At 54.9% G+C, this 15,958-nt stretch carries 16 protein-coding genes; 12 read left to right on the top strand and 4 right to left on the bottom strand.

What is annotated here, in order from left to right; all coding sequences use genetic code 11:
- Positions 1 to 3 precede the first annotated feature (3 nt).
- From ubiJ to tatD, 6 genes are all read left to right on the top strand, one after another.
- Positions 4 to 609: a ubiquinone biosynthesis protein UbiJ gene (ubiJ, locus tag ACSZPU_RS08820; RefSeq protein WP_498997658.1), complete on the top strand. Its 606-nt coding sequence runs from the start codon at positions 4 to 6 to the stop codon at positions 607 to 609.
- Entirely contained in the window at positions 606 to 2,246 is a 1,641-nt protein-coding gene (gene ubiB, locus ACSZPU_RS08815; protein ID WP_498997656.1) for a ubiquinone biosynthesis regulatory protein kinase UbiB, read from the top strand. Before ubiJ ends, ubiB begins: the two co-directional genes overlap by 4 nt.
- A gap of 76 nt (positions 2,247 to 2,322) precedes the next feature.
- Complete coding sequence (tatA, locus tag ACSZPU_RS08810; protein WP_498997653.1) at positions 2,323 to 2,577, top strand: Sec-independent protein translocase subunit TatA; 255 nt, start codon at positions 2,323 to 2,325, stop codon at positions 2,575 to 2,577.
- 3 nt (positions 2,578 to 2,580) lie between these two features.
- Positions 2,581 to 3,105, top strand: a complete 525-nt coding sequence (tatB, locus tag ACSZPU_RS08805; protein WP_498997650.1) for a Sec-independent protein translocase protein TatB — start codon at positions 2,581 to 2,583, stop codon at positions 3,103 to 3,105.
- A 2-nt stretch (positions 3,106 to 3,107) separates the two neighbouring features.
- Complete coding sequence (tatC, locus tag ACSZPU_RS08800) at positions 3,108 to 3,872, top strand: Sec-independent protein translocase subunit TatC (protein ID WP_498997649.1); 765 nt, start codon at positions 3,108 to 3,110, stop codon at positions 3,870 to 3,872.
- 41 nt (positions 3,873 to 3,913) lie between these two features.
- Entirely contained in the window at positions 3,914 to 4,696 is a 783-nt protein-coding gene (gene tatD, locus ACSZPU_RS08795; protein WP_498997646.1) for a 3'-5' ssDNA/RNA exonuclease TatD, read from the top strand.
- Between the two features lie 7 nt (positions 4,697 to 4,703).
- On the opposite strand, the gene rfaH is transcribed toward tatD, so the two are convergent.
- Positions 4,704 to 5,192, bottom strand: coding sequence for a transcription/translation regulatory transformer protein RfaH (rfaH, locus tag ACSZPU_RS08790; RefSeq protein ID WP_498997644.1), 489 nt, complete (start codon positions 5,190 to 5,192; stop codon positions 4,704 to 4,706).
- A 170-nt stretch (positions 5,193 to 5,362) separates the two neighbouring features.
- Between rfaH and ubiD the strand changes: the two genes are divergently transcribed.
- Both ubiD and fre read left to right on the top strand, forming a co-directional pair.
- A complete protein-coding gene (ubiD, locus tag ACSZPU_RS08785; protein ID WP_498997690.1) occupies positions 5,363 to 6,856 on the top strand; it encodes a 4-hydroxy-3-polyprenylbenzoate decarboxylase in 1,494 nt (497 codons plus the stop codon).
- Positions 6,857 to 6,916: 60 nt separating this feature from the next.
- Entirely contained in the window at positions 6,917 to 7,618 is a 702-nt protein-coding gene (gene fre / locus ACSZPU_RS08780; protein ID WP_498997642.1) for an NAD(P)H-flavin reductase, read from the top strand.
- A 47-nt stretch (positions 7,619 to 7,665) separates the two neighbouring features.
- Here fre and ACSZPU_RS08775 read toward each other — a convergent pair whose 3' ends face one another.
- From ACSZPU_RS08775 to fadB, 3 genes are all read right to left on the bottom strand, one after another.
- Positions 7,666 to 8,013, bottom strand: a complete 348-nt coding sequence (locus tag ACSZPU_RS08775; RefSeq protein WP_498997640.1) for a hypothetical protein — start codon at positions 8,011 to 8,013, stop codon at positions 7,666 to 7,668.
- Positions 8,014 to 8,225: 212 nt separating this feature from the next.
- Positions 8,226 to 9,389, bottom strand: coding sequence for an acetyl-CoA C-acyltransferase FadA (fadA, locus tag ACSZPU_RS08770; protein ID WP_498997637.1), 1,164 nt, complete (start codon positions 9,387 to 9,389; stop codon positions 8,226 to 8,228).
- Between the two features lie 9 nt (positions 9,390 to 9,398).
- The gene (fadB, locus tag ACSZPU_RS08765; protein WP_498997634.1) at positions 9,399 to 11,588 is read right to left on the bottom strand and encodes a fatty acid oxidation complex subunit alpha FadB; all 2,190 of its coding nucleotides are present in this window, start codon (positions 11,586 to 11,588) and stop codon (positions 9,399 to 9,401) included.
- Positions 11,589 to 11,777: 189 nt separating this feature from the next.
- Between fadB and pepQ the strand changes: the two genes are divergently transcribed.
- Genes pepQ through hemG form a run of 4 tightly spaced genes read left to right on the top strand, consistent with a single transcriptional unit; the run spans position 11,778 to position 15,768 of the window.
- Positions 11,778 to 13,109, top strand: coding sequence for a Xaa-Pro dipeptidase (gene pepQ / locus ACSZPU_RS08760; protein ID WP_498997688.1), 1,332 nt, complete (start codon positions 11,778 to 11,780; stop codon positions 13,107 to 13,109).
- The gene (locus ACSZPU_RS08755) at positions 13,109 to 13,723 is read left to right on the top strand and encodes an IMPACT family protein (protein WP_498997632.1); all 615 of its coding nucleotides are present in this window, start codon (positions 13,109 to 13,111) and stop codon (positions 13,721 to 13,723) included. Before pepQ ends, ACSZPU_RS08755 begins: the two co-directional genes overlap by 1 nt.
- 39 nt (positions 13,724 to 13,762) lie before the next feature.
- The gene (trkH, locus tag ACSZPU_RS08750) at positions 13,763 to 15,214 is read left to right on the top strand and encodes a Trk system potassium transporter TrkH (RefSeq protein WP_039077071.1); all 1,452 of its coding nucleotides are present in this window, start codon (positions 13,763 to 13,765) and stop codon (positions 15,212 to 15,214) included.
- An 11-nt stretch (positions 15,215 to 15,225) separates the two neighbouring features.
- Complete coding sequence (gene hemG, locus ACSZPU_RS08745; protein ID WP_498997630.1) at positions 15,226 to 15,768, top strand: menaquinone-dependent protoporphyrinogen IX dehydrogenase; 543 nt, start codon at positions 15,226 to 15,228, stop codon at positions 15,766 to 15,768.
- The last annotated feature ends 190 nt before the right edge of the window (positions 15,769 to 15,958 follow it).

The following is a 15,958-nucleotide window of genomic DNA, read 5'->3' as shown; positions in this document are numbered from 1 at the left end:
TATATGCCCTTTAAGCCCCTGGTGAATGCGGGTATTGAACGTGTGTTTAATACTTTTATTTACCGTGAGAAAGCCTTAAAACCGGCCCGACAGCGTCTGCGTGACAAAGTCTTACGCATTGAGCTAAAAGGGTTCAATTCGCCGCTGGTGCTGGCCTTTAGTGAACGCCAGGTTGACGTGCTGGGCGAATGGGAAGGTGAGGCCGACTGTACGGTCATCACCCAGCTTGGCGTTTTGCCCACCCTGCGTGACAGGCAACGGCTGACCGCGCTGATTCGCTCGGGCGAGCTGGAAGTGCAGGGCGATATTCAGGTGGTGCAGAATCTCGTTGCGCTGATGGATCTGGCCGAGTTTGATATCGCGGAACTGCTGGCCCCGTACACGGGCGATGTCGCAGCCGAAGGGATCGGCAAAGCGCTGCGTAACGGCGCATTTCTGGTACGCCACGGCTTTGAGCGCCAGCAGCGCTATGTTGCAGAAGTCCTGACCGAAGAATGGCGTCTTGCGCCAGGTGCACTGGAAGTGGCCTGGTTTGCGGAAGAAACCGCCGCAGTGGAACGTGCGGTGGACGCATTAAGCAAGCGCCTGGTTAAACTGGAGGGCAAATGACGCCAGGAGAAATACGGCGCCTCTATTTCATCGTCCAGACCTTTTTAAGTTACGGCCTTGATGAGCTAATCCCAAAAATGCGTATCACGTTGCCGCTGCGAATCTGGCGGCGCATGTTGTTCTGGATGCCAAACCAGCATAAAGATCAACCGCTTGGGGTGCGTTTACGTCTGGCGTTGCAGGAGCTGGGTCCGGTATGGATTAAATTCGGGCAAATGCTGTCTACCCGACGCGATCTCTTCCCGCCGCATATCGCCGATCAGCTGGCGATGCTGCAGGACCGGGTCGCGCCTTTCGATGGTGCACTCGCCAAACAACAGATTGAAAAAGCGATGGGCGGCTTGCCCGTTGACGCGTGGTTTGATGATTTCGAGATCGAGCCGCTGGCGTCTGCGTCCATTGCCCAGGTGCATACCGCGCGGCTGAAAGAGAACGGCAAAGAGGTGGTGATTAAGGTTATCCGCCCGGATATTTTGCCGGTAATCAAAGCGGACTTAAAACTGATTTATCGTCTGGCAGGTTGGGTGCCGCGTCTGTTGCCGGACGGGCGTCGTCTGCGTCCGCAAGAAGTGGTGCGCGAATACGAAAAAACGCTGATCGACGAACTCGATTTGCTGCGTGAGTCGGCGAACGCCATTCAGCTGCGTCGTAATTTCGAAGGCAGCCCGATGCTCTATATCCCCGAGGTGTATCCTGACTACTGTAGTCAGAACATGATGGTGATGGAGCGCATCTACGGCATTCCGGTGTCGGACGTGGTGGCGCTGGAGAAAAACGGCACCAACATGAAATTGCTGGCCGAACGTGGTGTACAGGTGTTCTTCACCCAGGTCTTCCGCGATAGCTTTTTCCATGCCGACATGCATCCTGGCAATATCTTTATCAGCTATGAACACCCGGAGAACCCGCAATACATCGGTATTGACTGCGGTATCGTTGGGTCGCTGAACAAAGAAGATAAGCGCTATCTGGCGGAAAACTTTATTGCCTTCTTCAACCGTGACTACCGCAGAGTTGCCGAACTGCACGTTGATTCTGGCTGGGTGCCGCCGGATACCAATGTTGAAGATTTCGAGTTTGCGATTCGTACCGTATGTGAACCGATTTTTGAAAAGCCGCTGGCAGAGATTTCCTTTGGCCATGTGCTGCTGAACCTGTTTAACACCGCGCGTCGCTTCAATATGGAAGTGCAGCCGCAGCTGGTGCTGCTGCAAAAAACCTTGCTCTATATTGAAGGTGTGGGACGTCAGCTTTACCCACAGCTGGATTTATGGAAAACGGCGAAACCATTCCTGGAATCGTGGATCAAAGATCAGGTGGGTTTACCGGCGCTGTTGAAGGCGGTGAAAGAGAAAGGACCGTTCTGGATCGAAAAAATGCCAGAACTTCCTGAACTGATTTACAACAGTTTGCGCCACGGCAAACAACTACAGATAAGTGTTGATAAAATCGCGACCGAACTGCAAACAAATCATGTGCGCCAGGGGCAATCCCGTTATTTATTTGGCATTGGCGCCACGTTGCTGTTAAGTGGCACATTATTACTCATTAACCGCCCGGAATGGGGGCTTGCCCCTGGCTGGTTAATGGCAGGCGGTGTGTTAACCTGGATTGTCGGCTGGCGCAAAACTCGCTGATTTTGACATCGCCCCCGGGAGGCGCGGTAACGTATACTGTGCCTTGTTTTTCATCATCTCTTACAGAGGACTATGTATGGGTGGTATCAGTATTTGGCAGTTATTGATCATTGCAGTGATTGTTGTGCTGCTGTTCGGAACGAAGAAGCTTGGCTCTATCGGTTCCGACCTTGGCGCGTCAATCAAAGGTTTTAAGAAAGCCATCAGCGATGACGACAAACAAGACAAAGACAAATCTGCAGAGGATGCGGATTTCACGGCTAAATCGCTTGCTGAAAAGCAAGAAGACGCGAAGAAAGATGAAAAGCGTCACGACAAAGAACAGGTGTAATCTGTGTTCGATATTGGTTTCGGCGAACTGTTATTAGTCTTCATTATCGGCCTGGTCGTTCTGGGGCCGCAGCGTTTACCTGTTGCGGTACGTACTGTCATGGGCTGGATCCGCGCGCTGCGCTCTCTGGCAACGACGGTGCAAAATGAGCTGACTCAGGAGCTTAAGCTGCAGGAGTTTCAGGACAGCCTCAAGAAGGTCGAGAAAGCCAGCCTGGACAACCTCACGCCGGAACTGAAGGCGTCAATGGATGAACTGCGCGAGGCGGCTGAGTCGATGAAACGCTCATACACCGCTCACGATCCAGAAAAGAGCAGCGATGAAGCGAACACCATCCATAACCCGGTGGTAAAAGGCAACGAAGCGCAGCACGAAGGCGTCACGCCGGCGACGGCAGAGGCACAGGCCAGCGCACCGGAGCAAGCTCCTGATATTCAGGATGCGCCGGAAGCGAAAAAAACCGTCATTCAGGCCGCAGAAGCGAAAACGGCTTCTGAGGCGACCTCTTCTTCAAGTGATAAATCCTGAACATGGCTGTCGATGATACTCAACCGCTCATCACGCATCTGATTGAGCTGCGTAAGCGCCTGTTAAACTGCATTATTGCCGTTATCGTGATTTTTCTGGCGCTGGTTTATTTTGCCAATGACATCTATCAGATTGTCTCTGCGCCATTGATTAAACAGATGCCGCTGGGCGCGACGATGATCGCAACCGATGTGGCATCGCCGTTCTTCACGCCGATCAAACTGACCTTCATGGTGTCGCTGATTCTCTCCGCACCGGTCATTCTTTATCAGGTGTGGGCGTTTGTGGCTCCGGCGCTCTACAAACATGAACGTCGTCTGATCATCCCGCTGTTGGTGTCCAGTTCGCTGCTGTTCTATATCGGTATGGCCTTCGCCTATTTCGTGGTGTTCCCGCTGGCGTTTGGTTTCCTGACGCACACGGCACCGGAAGGCGTGCTGGTCTCGACCGACATTGCCAGCTATTTGAATTTCGTCATGGGGCTGTTTATGGCCTTTGGCGTCGCGTTTGAAGTCCCCGTCGCCATTGTGCTGCTGTGCTGGATGGGCGTCACTACACCGCAATCGCTGCGCCAGAAACGACCGTATGTGCTGGTAGGCGCATTCGTGGTAGGCATGCTGCTGACGCCGCCGGATGTCTTCTCTCAGACGCTGCTGGCAATCCCCATGTACTGTCTGTTTGAGGTGGGCGTCTTCTTCGCGCGCTTCTACACGGGCAAGCGTCGACAGCCTGATGAAGGCGAAGACGAAACCACCACAGAAGAGTAAATCCAGCCGCCCGTCAGGGCGGTTGTTGTCTGGAGCGCTGTATGTTTGATATCGGTGTGAATCTCACCAGTTCCCAATTTGCCAAAGATCGTGATGAGGTGGTGGCGCGTGCGCAGGCTGCAGGTGTGAACGGCATGTTGCTTACCGGCACTAATCTGCATGAAAGCCAACAGGCGCAGCAACTGGCGAAATACTACCCACGCTGCTGGTCTACCGCCGGGGTGCATCCGCACGACAGCAGTAGCTGGACGCAGGAAACGGCCAGCGCCATCCGCCAGCTCGCTATGCAGCCAGAAGTGGTAGCGATTGGCGAGTGTGGGCTCGATTTCAACCGCAATTTCTCGCCCCCTGAAGAGCAGGAGCGGGCTTTCTCCGCGCAGCTGGCGCTGGCGGCAGAACTCGCAATGCCGGTCTTTTTACACTGTCGCGATGCTCATGACCGTTTTCTGGCACTGCTGGATCCGTGGCTTCCTCGCTTACCCGGTGCGGTACTGCACTGTTTCACCGGTACGCTACGTGAAGCGCAGGAGTGTCTGGCGCGGGGCATCTATCTGGGTATTACCGGCTGGGTGTGCGATGAACGACGTGGTCTGGAGCTGCGCGAGGTGTTGCCGCACATTCCCGCCGATCGTCTGTTTGTTGAAACGGATGCACCGTATTTGCTGCCACGCGATCTGTCGCCGAAACCGGCGTCACGGCGCAACGAGCCCGTACATCTGGGGCATATCCTGGCCTGTGTCGCGCAGCTGCGCGGTGAAGATGCCCAATGGCTTAGCGACGTGACGAATCAAAACGTGCAGACGTTGTTTGGCATTGGGCTTTAACGCGGGATCAGACTTTACGGAAGTCGGTGTTTTTGATGCTCTGTAGTACCTGTTTATTCAGCAGGTTAAGCAGTAGCATGGAGCGGGCTTCGCCGTCTGGTTCTTTAAAGATGGCCTCTAAACCTTCCAGCGCGCCTTCGGTAATGACTACGCTATCGCCGGGATACGGCGTTTCAGGGTCGGTAACGCCCTCGGGTTTATACAGGGAAAGCTGGTGAATGACCGTCGAGGGAACCAGGGCCGGGCTTGCGCCAAAACGAACAAAGTGGCTCACGCCGCGAGTGGCGTTAATCGTCGTGGTGTGAATGATTTCGGGGTCGAATTCCACAAACATATAGTTTGGGAACAGCGGTTCGCTCACCAGGGTACGCTTACCACGAACTATTTTTTCCAGCGAGATCATTGGCGTCAGGCAGCTTACCGCCTGGCGTTGAAGGTGTTCCTGGGCGCGCTGGAGCTGGCCTCGTTTGCAGTAAAGTAAATACCAGGATTGCATAATGTTCTTTTCCGAAAGTTCGGTGAGCAAGCATACCAAAAGCCTAAGGCGATGGGTAAGTTGATTATAACTGGCGACAATACTTACCGTCCTCTTTCACCTTGATTTAACAAAATTACAGCAACGTGAAGATGAACACCGTATAATAGAGCGCTTAGCAAGAGGCCATTATAAACCCCATGAAATACCATGACCTACGTGATTTTCTGACGCTGCTTGAACAGCAGGGCGAACTAAAACGCATTACGTTACCGGTGGATCCCCATCTGGAGATGACGGAAATTGCCGACCGCACCCTGCGTGCGGGGGGGCCGGCGTTACTGTTCGAAAACCCGAAAGGGTACACGATGCCGGTGCTGTGCAATTTGTTTGGTACGCCCCGTCGGGTTGCGTTGGGTATGGGGCAGGAAGACGTCAGTGCCCTGCGAGAAGTGGGTAAATTACTGGCCTTCCTGAAAGAACCGGAACCGCCAAAAGGCTTTCGCGATCTTTTCGATAAGCTCCCCCAGTTTAAACAAGTGCTGAACATGCCGACCAAACGGCTGCGCGGTGCGCCTTGCCAGCAAAAAGTGGTGCAGGGCGACGATGTCGATCTCACCAAAATCCCTATCATGCAGTGCTGGCCTGATGACGTCGCACCGCTGATTACCTGGGGGCTGACGGTTACACGCGGGCCGCATAAAGAGCGGCAGAATTTAGGCATTTACCGCCAGCAGCGGATTGGCAAAAACAAGCTGATCATGCGCTGGTTGTCCCATCGCGGCGGCGCACTCGATTTTCAGGAGTGGTGCGCGGCACATCCTGGCGAACGTTTCCCGGTCTCTGTGGCCCTGGGTGCAGACCCGGCGACCATTCTGGGGGCGGTGACGCCCGTGCCGGATACCCTGTCGGAATATGCTTTCGCCGGCTTACTGCGCGGTACCAAAACCGAAGTCGTCAAATGTCTTTCCAATGATTTAGAAGTCCCGGCCAGTGCGGAAATGGTGCTGGAAGGCTATATTGAGCCTGGAGAGATGGCGCCAGAAGGCCCCTATGGTGACCATACGGGTTACTACAACGAGGTCGACAACTTCCCGGTCTTCACCGTCACGCATATTACTCAGCGTGAAGACGCGATTTACCATTCGACCTACACCGGACGTCCGCCGGATGAACCTGCCGTGCTGGGTGTGGCACTCAATGAAGTGTTCGTCCCGATTCTGCAAAAGCAGTTCCCGGAAATCGTCGATTTTTATCTGCCGCCGGAAGGCTGTTCCTATCGCCTTGCCGTCGTCACCATGAAGAAACAGTACGCAGGTCATGCAAAACGCGTCATGATGGGCGTCTGGTCGTTCTTGCGCCAGTTTATGTACACCAAGTTCGTGATTGTGTGTGACGACGACGTCAATGCGCGTGACTGGAACGATGTGATTTGGGCGATCACCACCCGTATGGACCCGGCTCGGGACACGGTGCTGGTAGAAAACACGCCAATTGATTACCTGGACTTTGCCTCGCCGGTTTCCGGACTTGGCTCAAAAATGGGACTGGATGCCACCAACAAATGGCCCGGTGAAACCGATCGAGAGTGGGGACGCCCCATCAGGAAGGATCCTGACGTGACGGCGCGTATCGACGCCATCTGGGATGAACTGGCCATTTTTAGTGACGGTAAAGGCGCCTGACGCGCCGCCGTTTTTCGCCAGACATTACGACAACGAGTATGAACCCGACAGAGGGAGCGCATGACAACCTTAAGCTGTAAAGTGACCTCGGTAGACGCCATCACCGATACCGTATATCGCGTCCGTTTAGTGCCGGAAGCGGCTTTTTCTTTTCGCGCTGGCCAGTACTTAATGGTAGTGATGGATGAACGAGACAAACGCCCCTTCTCTCTGGCTTCCACGCCGAGCCAGCACGACTTTATCGAGCTGCACATTGGCGCGTCAGAATTAAATCTTTACGCCATGGCGGTCATGGACCGCATCCTGAAAGACAGAGAAATCGTTGTGGATCTTCCACACGGTGACGCCTGGCTGCGTGACGATGAAGAACGTCCGCTGGTGTTGATTGCCGGGGGGACTGGCTTCTCCTACGCGCGTTCCATTCTGCTGACTGCGCTTGAGCAAAACCCGAACCGTGACATCACCATTTACTGGGGTGGGCGCGAAGAGAAACACCTGTACGATCTGTCCGAGCTGGAAGCGCTGTCCGTTGATCACCCGAACCTGAGCGTGGTGCCGGTTGTTGAGCAGCCGGAAGAGAACTGGCGTGGCCGCAGCGGAACCGTACTGACTGCAGTATTGCAGGATTTCGGTACGCTGGCGGAGCATGATATTTATATCGCCGGACGCTTTGAGATGGCGAAAATCGCCCGCGACCTGTTCTGCAATGAACGTGGTGCGCGTGAAGACCGTCTGTTCGGTGACGCCTTCGCGTTTATTTGAGCCTTCCCCAAAAACCACCACTTCATGGAGGTGGTGGTTTTCTGCAATTACTCATCCAAATTGTGGAAATCAACGAACAGCGGCTCGTCGTTTTCCAGTAAGCACAACATTTCCCCTGTAACGCCATGATCCGTCTTGAGACTTGCTGTCACGAGTGTCGCAATATGCTGGCTGCCAATATTTTCATCAAAGCGTTCAAGGATGGCTGTACTGGGGTCCGGGATTGCTGCCTGCAATTTAGCGTGTAATCCGGGATTATTGGCTTTGAGTTTCTCGAGACCAGATGTCAGGCAGCGCTGTGCCATGACCAGCTCCTGGCTTCCCTCTTCATTTGCTCCTACTGGGGCAGATAACAGCGCCAAAAGGCAGGAGAATACCAGCGTGATTTTCTTCATTTCATTCCCTTGTATTAAAAAAAGTCCATATTTATTTTAAGGGATTAGACGGGGGATGCGAAGTAAAAAGCCCGCCCCTGACAGGCGGGAAAACGGCAACTAAACGTTGTTGTAGGATGGTTTGTTTGCCGGGCAAGCGCAGCGCCCCCGGCAAACATGCCGGATGGCGACGCAGGTGCGTCTTATCCGGCCTACGATACTGGAGTGCGTATTTATACCCGCTCGAACACCGTCGCGATCCCCTGACCCAGCCCGATGCACATGGTTGCCAGACCAAACTGGGCGTCTTTGCGTTCCATCAGGTTGAGCAGGGTGGTGCTGATACGCGTACCGGAACACCCCAGCGGGTGGCCGAGTGCGATCGCACCGCCGTTGAGGTTGATCTTCTCGTCAATCTGCTCCATCAGCCCCAGATCTTTAATGCACGGCAGGATCTGCGCGGCAAATGCCTCATTCATTTCGAACAGGTCGATATCACTGGTGGTCAGGCCCGCTTTTTTCAGCGCCAGCTTCGATGCCGGAACCGGGCCATAACCCATAATGGACGGATCGCATCCGACAACGGCCATGGAGCGTACGCGGGCGCGTGGTTTCAGCCCCAGCTCGCGGGCGCGGCTTTCACTCATCACCAGCATGGCCGATGCGCCGTCGGACAGCGCAGAAGAGGTCCCGGCGGTGACCGTACCGCTAACCGGATCGAACGCCGGTCTTAAGGCTGAGAGCGCCTCGACGGTGGTTTCCGGGCGGATCACTTCGTCGTAATTAAATTGCTTTAATACGCCATCAGCATCGTGGCCGCCGGTGGGAATGATTTCGTTTTTAAATGCTCCAGACTGCGTGGCGGCCCAGGCGCGGGCATGAGAACGCGCGCCAAACGCGTCCTGCATTTCGCGGCTGATACCGTGCATTCGTGAGAGCATTTCAGCGGTGAGGCCCATCATCCCTGCGGCTTTCGCCACATTACGGCTCATGCCTGGATGAAAATCCACGCCGTGGCTCATGGGGACATGGCCCATATGCTCCACGCCACCGACCAGGCACGCCTGTGCATCACCGGTCATGATCATGCGCGCCGCGTCGTGCAGCGCCTGCATCGACGAACCACACAGACGGTTAACAGTGACTGCGGGAACCGAATGGGGGATCTCCGCCAGCAGTGAGGCGTTGCGGGCGATGTTAAAGCCCTGTTCCAGGGTCTGCTGCACGCAGCCCCAGTAGATGTCGTCCAACGCGGCGGCTTCAAGCGCCGGGTTGCGCGCCAGCAGGCTACGCATCAGGTGTGCGGAGAGATCTTCTGCACGTACGTTACGAAACGCGCCCCCTTTTGAGCGGCCCATCGGGGTACGAATTGCCTCAACAATAACAACCTGTTCCATCGTGACTCCTTAAGCCGTTTTCAGCTCACCAGCCGGGCGGGCTGGATTAACCGGGGGATAATACGCTTCGTTCTGACGCGCTTTCTCGCGCAGTCCGGCCGGAACCTCGTACAGCGGGCCGAGATGCTGGAACTGGTGCGCCATATCGAGATATTTTGCGCTGCCGAGCGTATCCAGCCAGCGGAACGCGCCGCCGTGGAACGGAGGGAAACCGAGACCGTAGACCAGCGCCATGTCGGCTTCTGCCGGGCTGGCGATAATGCCTTCTTCCAGGCAGCGCACCACTTCGTTGACCATCGGGATCATCATGCGGGCGATAATCTCATCGTCGCTAAAGTCGCGCTTCGGCTGGCTAACCTCTGCCAGCAGGCTATACACTTCGGCGTCTTCTTCTTTCTTCGGTTTGCCCTTGCTGTCTTCTTTATAGCGCCAGAAGCCAAGGCCATTTTTCTGCCCGTAGCGACTAGCGTCGAACAGCGCGTCGATAGCATCGCGATAATCTTTCTGCATCCGCTGCGGGAAGCCCGCCGCCATGACGGCCTGCGCGTGATGCGCCGTGTCGATACCGACCACGTCCAGCAGGTATGCCGGGCCCATCGGCCAGCCAAAGACTTTTTCCATGACTTTATCGACTTTGCGGAAATCCGCGCCGTCACGCAGCAACTGGCTAAAGCCGGCAAAGTAAGGGAAGAGTACGCGGTTAACGAAGAAGCCCGGGCAGTCGTTCACCACGATCGGTGTTTTGCCCATTTTGCTGGCCCATGCCACGACTTTGGCAATGGTGTCGTCAGAGGTTTTCTCGCCGCGAATCACTTCAACCAGCGGCATACGGTGTACCGGGTTAAAGAAGTGCATCCCGCAGAAGTTTTCCGGGCGCTTGAGCACGCTTGCCAGTTCGGAAATAGGAATGGTAGAGGTATTCGACGCCAGAACGGCATCCGGGCGCACCTTGTCTTCGGTTTCCGCCAGCACAGCCTTTTTGACTTTCGGGTTTTCGACAACCGCTTCGACTACCACGTCCACGCGCTCAAATCCGGCATAGTCGAGGGTAGGGTGAATCGTGGAAATCACGCCCGCCAGTTTCAGACCATCGATTTTGCCGCGCTCAAGCTGTTTATTCAGCAGCTTGCCCGCTTCATTCATCCCCAACATCAGCGATTTGTCATTGATATCTTTCATGATAACCGGCACGCCTTTCCAGGCAGACTGGTAAGCGATACCGCCGCCCATAATGCCTGCGCCCAGTACGGCGGCCTGTTTCGGGGTCTCAATGTCTTTCGTCAGTTTCTTCGCTTTGCCTTTAACGTACTGATCGTTCAGGAAGATACCAACCAGCGCACGCGCCTCGGTGGAATGGGCCAGCGGGACAAAGCTCTGGTTTTCCAGTTTCAGTGCTTCGTCGCGTCCCAAACGGGCGGCGGCTTCAATGGTTTTCACGGCGGTCATCGGTGCCGGGTAATGTTTTCCGGCGGTCTGCGCGACCATGCCTTTGGCAATGGTGAAGCTCATGGTGGCTTCAATTTTACTCAAATGCAGTGGTTCCAGTTTCGGCTGACGTTTGGCTTTCCAGTCGAGGTCGCCGTTAATGGCCTGGCGCAAAATCGCTAACGCACCTGCTTTTAATTTTTCCGGTTGTACAACGCCATCGACCAGACCGATTTTCAGCGCCTGATCGGCACCCACATCTTTCCCGGCGGCAATGATTTCCAGCGCACTGTCTGCACCCAGCAGGCGCGGCATACGTACCGAACCGCCAAAGCCCGGCATGATGCCCAGCCTGGTTTCCGGCAGGCCGATGCGCAGGTCCGGAGTCGCTAAACGGTAATCAGTGGCGAGGACACATTCACAGCCGCCACCCAGTGCGTAGCCGTTGACGGCGGAGATGGTCGGCACGGGCAAGTCTTCTAGGCGACTAAAGACGCTGTTAGCAAAGTGCAGCCAGGTACTCAGTTGTTCTCCCGGAACCAGGAACAGTGAGAGGAATTCGGTAATGTCGGCACCGACAATAAACGCCGCTTTTTCTGAACGCAGCAGCAGGCCTTTTAAATCCGCTTGTTTTTCCAGCACGTCCAGCGCCTGGCCGAGGCTGGCCACGGTTGCCGTGTCTAACTTATTCACCGACCCGGGGGCATCGAATACCAGTTCGGCAATGCCATCTTCCAGCCAGTTGAGATATAGGGTATCGCCTTTGTAGAGCATGTCGGTCTCCTGAATCCAGCAAGGGATCTGGTCATACCAGATGAAGCGGAGTGTGGTTTTTATGTTAACAAATTGCAAATTTTTCTTTAAAAAATTGCTGGTTTGATCACGCTCAGTCGAAATCACCCTGCCGGGATCAGGTGTGCTAAGATGCAAAAACTTGAGGTCAAAAAAACAGAAGGAAGAATGATGGACTCACTGGCCGCGCTGTATAAAAATCATATTGTTACGCTACAGGAACGTACCCGGGACGTGCTGGCCCGCTTTAAACTGGACGCCCTGTTGATTCACTCCGGCGAACTGTTCAATGTCTTTCTCGATGACCATCCGTACCCTTTCAAGGTCAACCCGCAGTTTAAAGCCTGGGTGCCGGTAACACAGGTTCCAAATTGCTGGTTGCTGGTGGACGGCGTTAACAAACCGAAGCTGTGGTTCTACCTGCCGGTTGATTACTGGCACAACGTTGAGCCGCTGCCGACTTCCTTCTGGACCGAAGACGTTGAGGTGATTGCTCTGCCGAAAGCCGATGGTATTGGCAGCCAGTTGCCTGCCGCGCGCGGTAATATCGGGTATATCGGTCCGGTACCGGAGCGCGCACTGTCGCTGGATATTGCCGCCAGCAACGTCAACCCGAAAGGGGTGATCGACTACCTGCATTACTATCGTGCCTATAAAACCGATTATGAGCTGGCCTGTATGCGTGAAGCGCAGAAAACGGCGGTCATCGGCCATCGCGCGGCGGAAGAGGCATTCCGTTCCGGGATGAGTGAGTTTGATATCAACCAGGCTTACCTGACGGCGACCGGACACCGCGACACCGATGTGCCTTATGGCAATATCGTGGCGCTCAATGAGCACGCTTCCGTACTCCATTACACCAAACTGGATCACCGCGTGCCGGCGGAGATGCGCAGTTTCCTGCTGGATGCGGGGGCGGAATACAACGGTTACGCTGCAGACCTGACGCGTACCTGGTCGGCGCATAGCGATAACGACTATGCCCATCTGGTGAAAGACGTTAACGATGAGCAACTGGCGCTGATCGCCACGATGAAGGCGGGCGTTAACTACACCGAGTATCACCTCCAGTTCCATCAGCGTATTGCGAAGCTGCTGCGCAAACACCAAATCATCTCTGATATGAGTGAAGAGGCGATGGTTGAAAACGACCTGACCGGGCCGTTTATGCCGCACGGTATTGGTCACCCGCTGGGTCTGCAGGTACATGATGTCGCCGGTTTCATGCAGGATGATGCCGGTACGCATCTGGCCGCACCGTCTAAATATCCTTACCTGCGCTGCACCCGTGTGCTGCAACCGCGCATGGTGCTGACCATCGAGCCGGGTATCTACTTTATTGAGTCACTGCTGGCGCCGTGGCGTGAAGGTCAGTTCAGCAAGCACTTCAACTGGCAGAAAATTGAGGCGCTTAAACCGTTCGGTGGCATTCGTATCGAAGACAACGTGGTTATTCACGAAAACAGCATCGAAAACATGACGCGTGATCTGAAACTGGCGTAATGGAAAGCTGGCTGATACCGGCTGCGCCGGTCACCTTCGTTGAAGAGATCAAGAAAAGCCGTTTTATCACCTTCCTGGCCCATACTGAGGGTGTGGAAGCGGCGAAGGTGTTTGTCGAGTCAGTCCGTGCGGAGCACCCGGATGCGCGACATCACTGTGTGGCCTGGGTTGCCGGGCCGCCGAATGATTCGCAACAGTTGGGTTTTTCGGACGATGGTGAACCTGCGGGTACCGCCGGTAAACCGATGCTCGCCCAGCTTATGGGGAGCGGCGTCGGGGAAATCGCCGCCGTGGTGGTGCGTTACTACGGTGGTGTGCTCTTGGGCACTGGCGGCCTGGTAAAAGCCTATGGTGGTGGTGTGAGCCAGGCGCTTGCGCAGTTGACGACGCTGCGCAAGACGCCATTAACCGAATATACTTTGCAGTGTGAATATGGGCAGTTGGCCGGAATTGAAACGCTGCTGGGGCAGTTTTCCGGCAAGGTCGTGGCCAGTGAGTTCGAGGCTTTTGTTCGGCTTCGGGTGGCACTTCCGCAATCTGAACTGGCTGCCTTTTCGACAAAACTTGCTGATTTCAGTCGCGGTGCGTTGCAATTACACAAGATTGAAGAATAATCCCCACCTAATTTTTGCGTACCTAAGGAAGCGGCAGAGATGCATTTTCGTGCCATAACCCGAATTGTTGGACTTCTGATCATCCTTTTTTCCGGGACGATGATTCTGCCAGGGCTGGTTGCACTGATCTATCGTGATGGCGCAGGAAGGGCATTCACACAGACCTTCTTTGTCGCGCTGGCGATTGGCTCCCTGCTGTGGTGGCCGAACCGCCGTGAAAAGAGTGAGCTGAAATCACGCGAGGGCTTCCTGATTGTTGTGCTGTTCTGGACAGTGCTGGGTAGCGTGGGGGCGCTGCCGTTTATCTTTTCTGAAAGCCCGAACCTGACGGTGACGGATGCCTTCTTCGAATCGTTCTCGGGTTTAACGACCACCGGGGCCACCACGCTGGTGGGGCTGGACTCCTTACCCCATGCGATTCTCTTTTATCGCCAGATGCTGCAATGGTTTGGTGGTATGGGGATCATCGTGCTGGCGGTGGCGATTCTGCCTATTCTGGGTGTCGGGGGCATGCAGCTCTATCGTGCTGAAATGCCGGGCCCGCTGAAAGACAATAAAATGCGCCCGCGTATTGCCGAAACGGCGAAAACGCTGTGGCTCATCTATGTATTGTTGACCATTGCCTGTGCGCTGGCGCTGTGGTTTGCCGGTATGCCTGCGTTCGACGCGATTGGGCACAGCTTCTCAACCATCGCGATTGGCGGTTTTTCGACGCATGATGCCAGCGTGGGTTACTTCGACAGTCCTACCATTAACACCATTATTGCCATCTTCTTGCTGATCTCTGGCTGTAACTATGGCCTGCACTTCTCTTTGCTCAGCGGCCGCAGCCTGAAAGTGTACTGGCGCGATCCTGAGTTTCGCATGTTCATCGGCGTGCAGCTGACGCTGGTGGTGATCTGCACCGTGATGCTGTGGTTCCACAATGTGTACAGTTCGGCGATGACGACGCTAAACCAGGCCTTCTTCCAGGTGGTGTCGATGGCGACGACCGCAGGCTTTACGACTGACAGTATTTCGCGTTGGCCGCTATTTCTGCCGGTGCTGTTGCTCTGCTCGGCCTTTATCGGGGGCTGTGCGGGGTCGACGGGCGGTGGCCTGAAAGTGATTCGTATCCTGCTGCTGTTCAAACAGGGCAACCGTGAACTGAAACGTCTGGTGCATCCGAATGCGGTATATAGCATCAAACTGGGTAATCGTGCTCTGCCGGAACGTATCCTTGAAGCGGTATGGGGGTTCTTCTCTGCTTATGCCCTGGTGTTTATCGTCAGCATGCTGGCGATCATCGCAACCGGTGTGGATGACTTCTCCGCATTTGCTTCTGTGGTGGCGACGCTCAATAATCTGGGGCCGGGGCTTGGTGTGGTGGCGGACAACTTCGCCAGCATGAACCCGATTGCGAAATGGATCCTGATAGCCAATATGCTGTTTGGTCGTCTTGAGGTCTTTACCTTATTGGTACTGTTTACACCGACCTTCTGGCGTGAATAAGGGAGCTATACGTGAAAACGTTAATATTGTTTTCTACCCGCGATGGACAAACGCGCGAGATTGCCGCTTATCTGGCCTCGCAACTCAGTGAACTGGGGGTGAGCGCCGACGTGCTCAACCTTCATCGCGTCGAAACGATTGACTGGCCTGCCTATGAACGCGTCATTATTGGTGCGTCTATTCGTTATGGGCATTTCAATCCCGCGCTGGAGAGTTTTGTTAAGCAGCACCAGAAAAACCTCAATGCGCTGCCGAGCGCGTTCTTCTCCGTGAACCTCGTTGCGCGCAAGCCTGAGAAGCGTACCCCGCAGACCAATAATTACACCCGCAAGTTTTTGCTGAGTTCACCGTGGCGCCCTGATGAGTGCGTGGTGTTTGCGGGTGCGCTGCGCTATCCCCGTTATCGCTGGTTTGACCGTCTGATGATTCAGCTCATTATGAAGATGACGGGAGGCGAAACGGATACCAGTAAAGAAGTTGTCTACACCGATTGGCCGCAGGTGACGGAATTTGCTCGGAAAATCGCTCAGTTAAACAGCAAAACGCCTGTTTAACCGGCGCTATGAATGAAATTTGAGCGAACGATAATTTTTTTGAATTTTATGCTTGTCACTTCCGAAGAACTCCCTATAATGCGCCTCCACTGACACGGAACAACGGCAAACAAGCCGCCGGGTCAGCGGGGTTCTCCTGAGAATCCCGACAGAGAAAAGCGAAATTAAATGCTTGACTCTGAATGAGGAA

This window comes from Phytobacter sp. V69, from assembly GCF_965644215.1.
Classification (GTDB): Bacteria; Pseudomonadota; Gammaproteobacteria; order Enterobacterales; family Enterobacteriaceae; genus Phytobacter.
This window is presented reverse-complemented; position numbering and strand designations above follow the sequence as displayed.

Coding starts and splice junctions, on each gene's coding strand:
- ubiJ (WP_498997658.1), top strand. CDS start 4: ATGCCCTTTAAGCCCCTGGTGAATGCGGGTATTGAACGTGTGTTTAAT.
- ubiB (WP_498997656.1), top strand. CDS start 606: ATGACGCCAGGAGAAATACGGCGCCTCTATTTCATCGTCCAGACCTTT.
- tatA (WP_498997653.1), top strand. CDS start 2,323: ATGGGTGGTATCAGTATTTGGCAGTTATTGATCATTGCAGTGATTGTT.
- tatC (WP_498997649.1), top strand. CDS start 3,108: ATGGCTGTCGATGATACTCAACCGCTCATCACGCATCTGATTGAGCTG.
- tatD (WP_498997646.1), top strand. CDS start 3,914: ATGTTTGATATCGGTGTGAATCTCACCAGTTCCCAATTTGCCAAAGAT.
- rfaH (WP_498997644.1), bottom strand. CDS start 5,192: ATGCAATCCTGGTATTTACTTTACTGCAAACGAGGCCAGCTCCAGCGC.
- fre (WP_498997642.1), top strand. CDS start 6,917: ATGACAACCTTAAGCTGTAAAGTGACCTCGGTAGACGCCATCACCGAT.
- ACSZPU_RS08775 (WP_498997640.1), bottom strand. CDS start 8,013: ATGAAGAAAATCACGCTGGTATTCTCCTGCCTTTTGGCGCTGTTATCT.
- fadA (WP_498997637.1), bottom strand. CDS start 9,389: ATGGAACAGGTTGTTATTGTTGAGGCAATTCGTACCCCGATGGGCCGC.
- fadB (WP_498997634.1), bottom strand. CDS start 11,588: ATGCTCTACAAAGGCGATACCCTATATCTCAACTGGCTGGAAGATGGC.
- pepQ (WP_498997688.1), top strand. CDS start 11,778: ATGGACTCACTGGCCGCGCTGTATAAAAATCATATTGTTACGCTACAG.
- ACSZPU_RS08755 (WP_498997632.1), top strand. CDS start 13,109: ATGGAAAGCTGGCTGATACCGGCTGCGCCGGTCACCTTCGTTGAAGAG.
- trkH (WP_039077071.1), top strand. CDS start 13,763: ATGCATTTTCGTGCCATAACCCGAATTGTTGGACTTCTGATCATCCTT.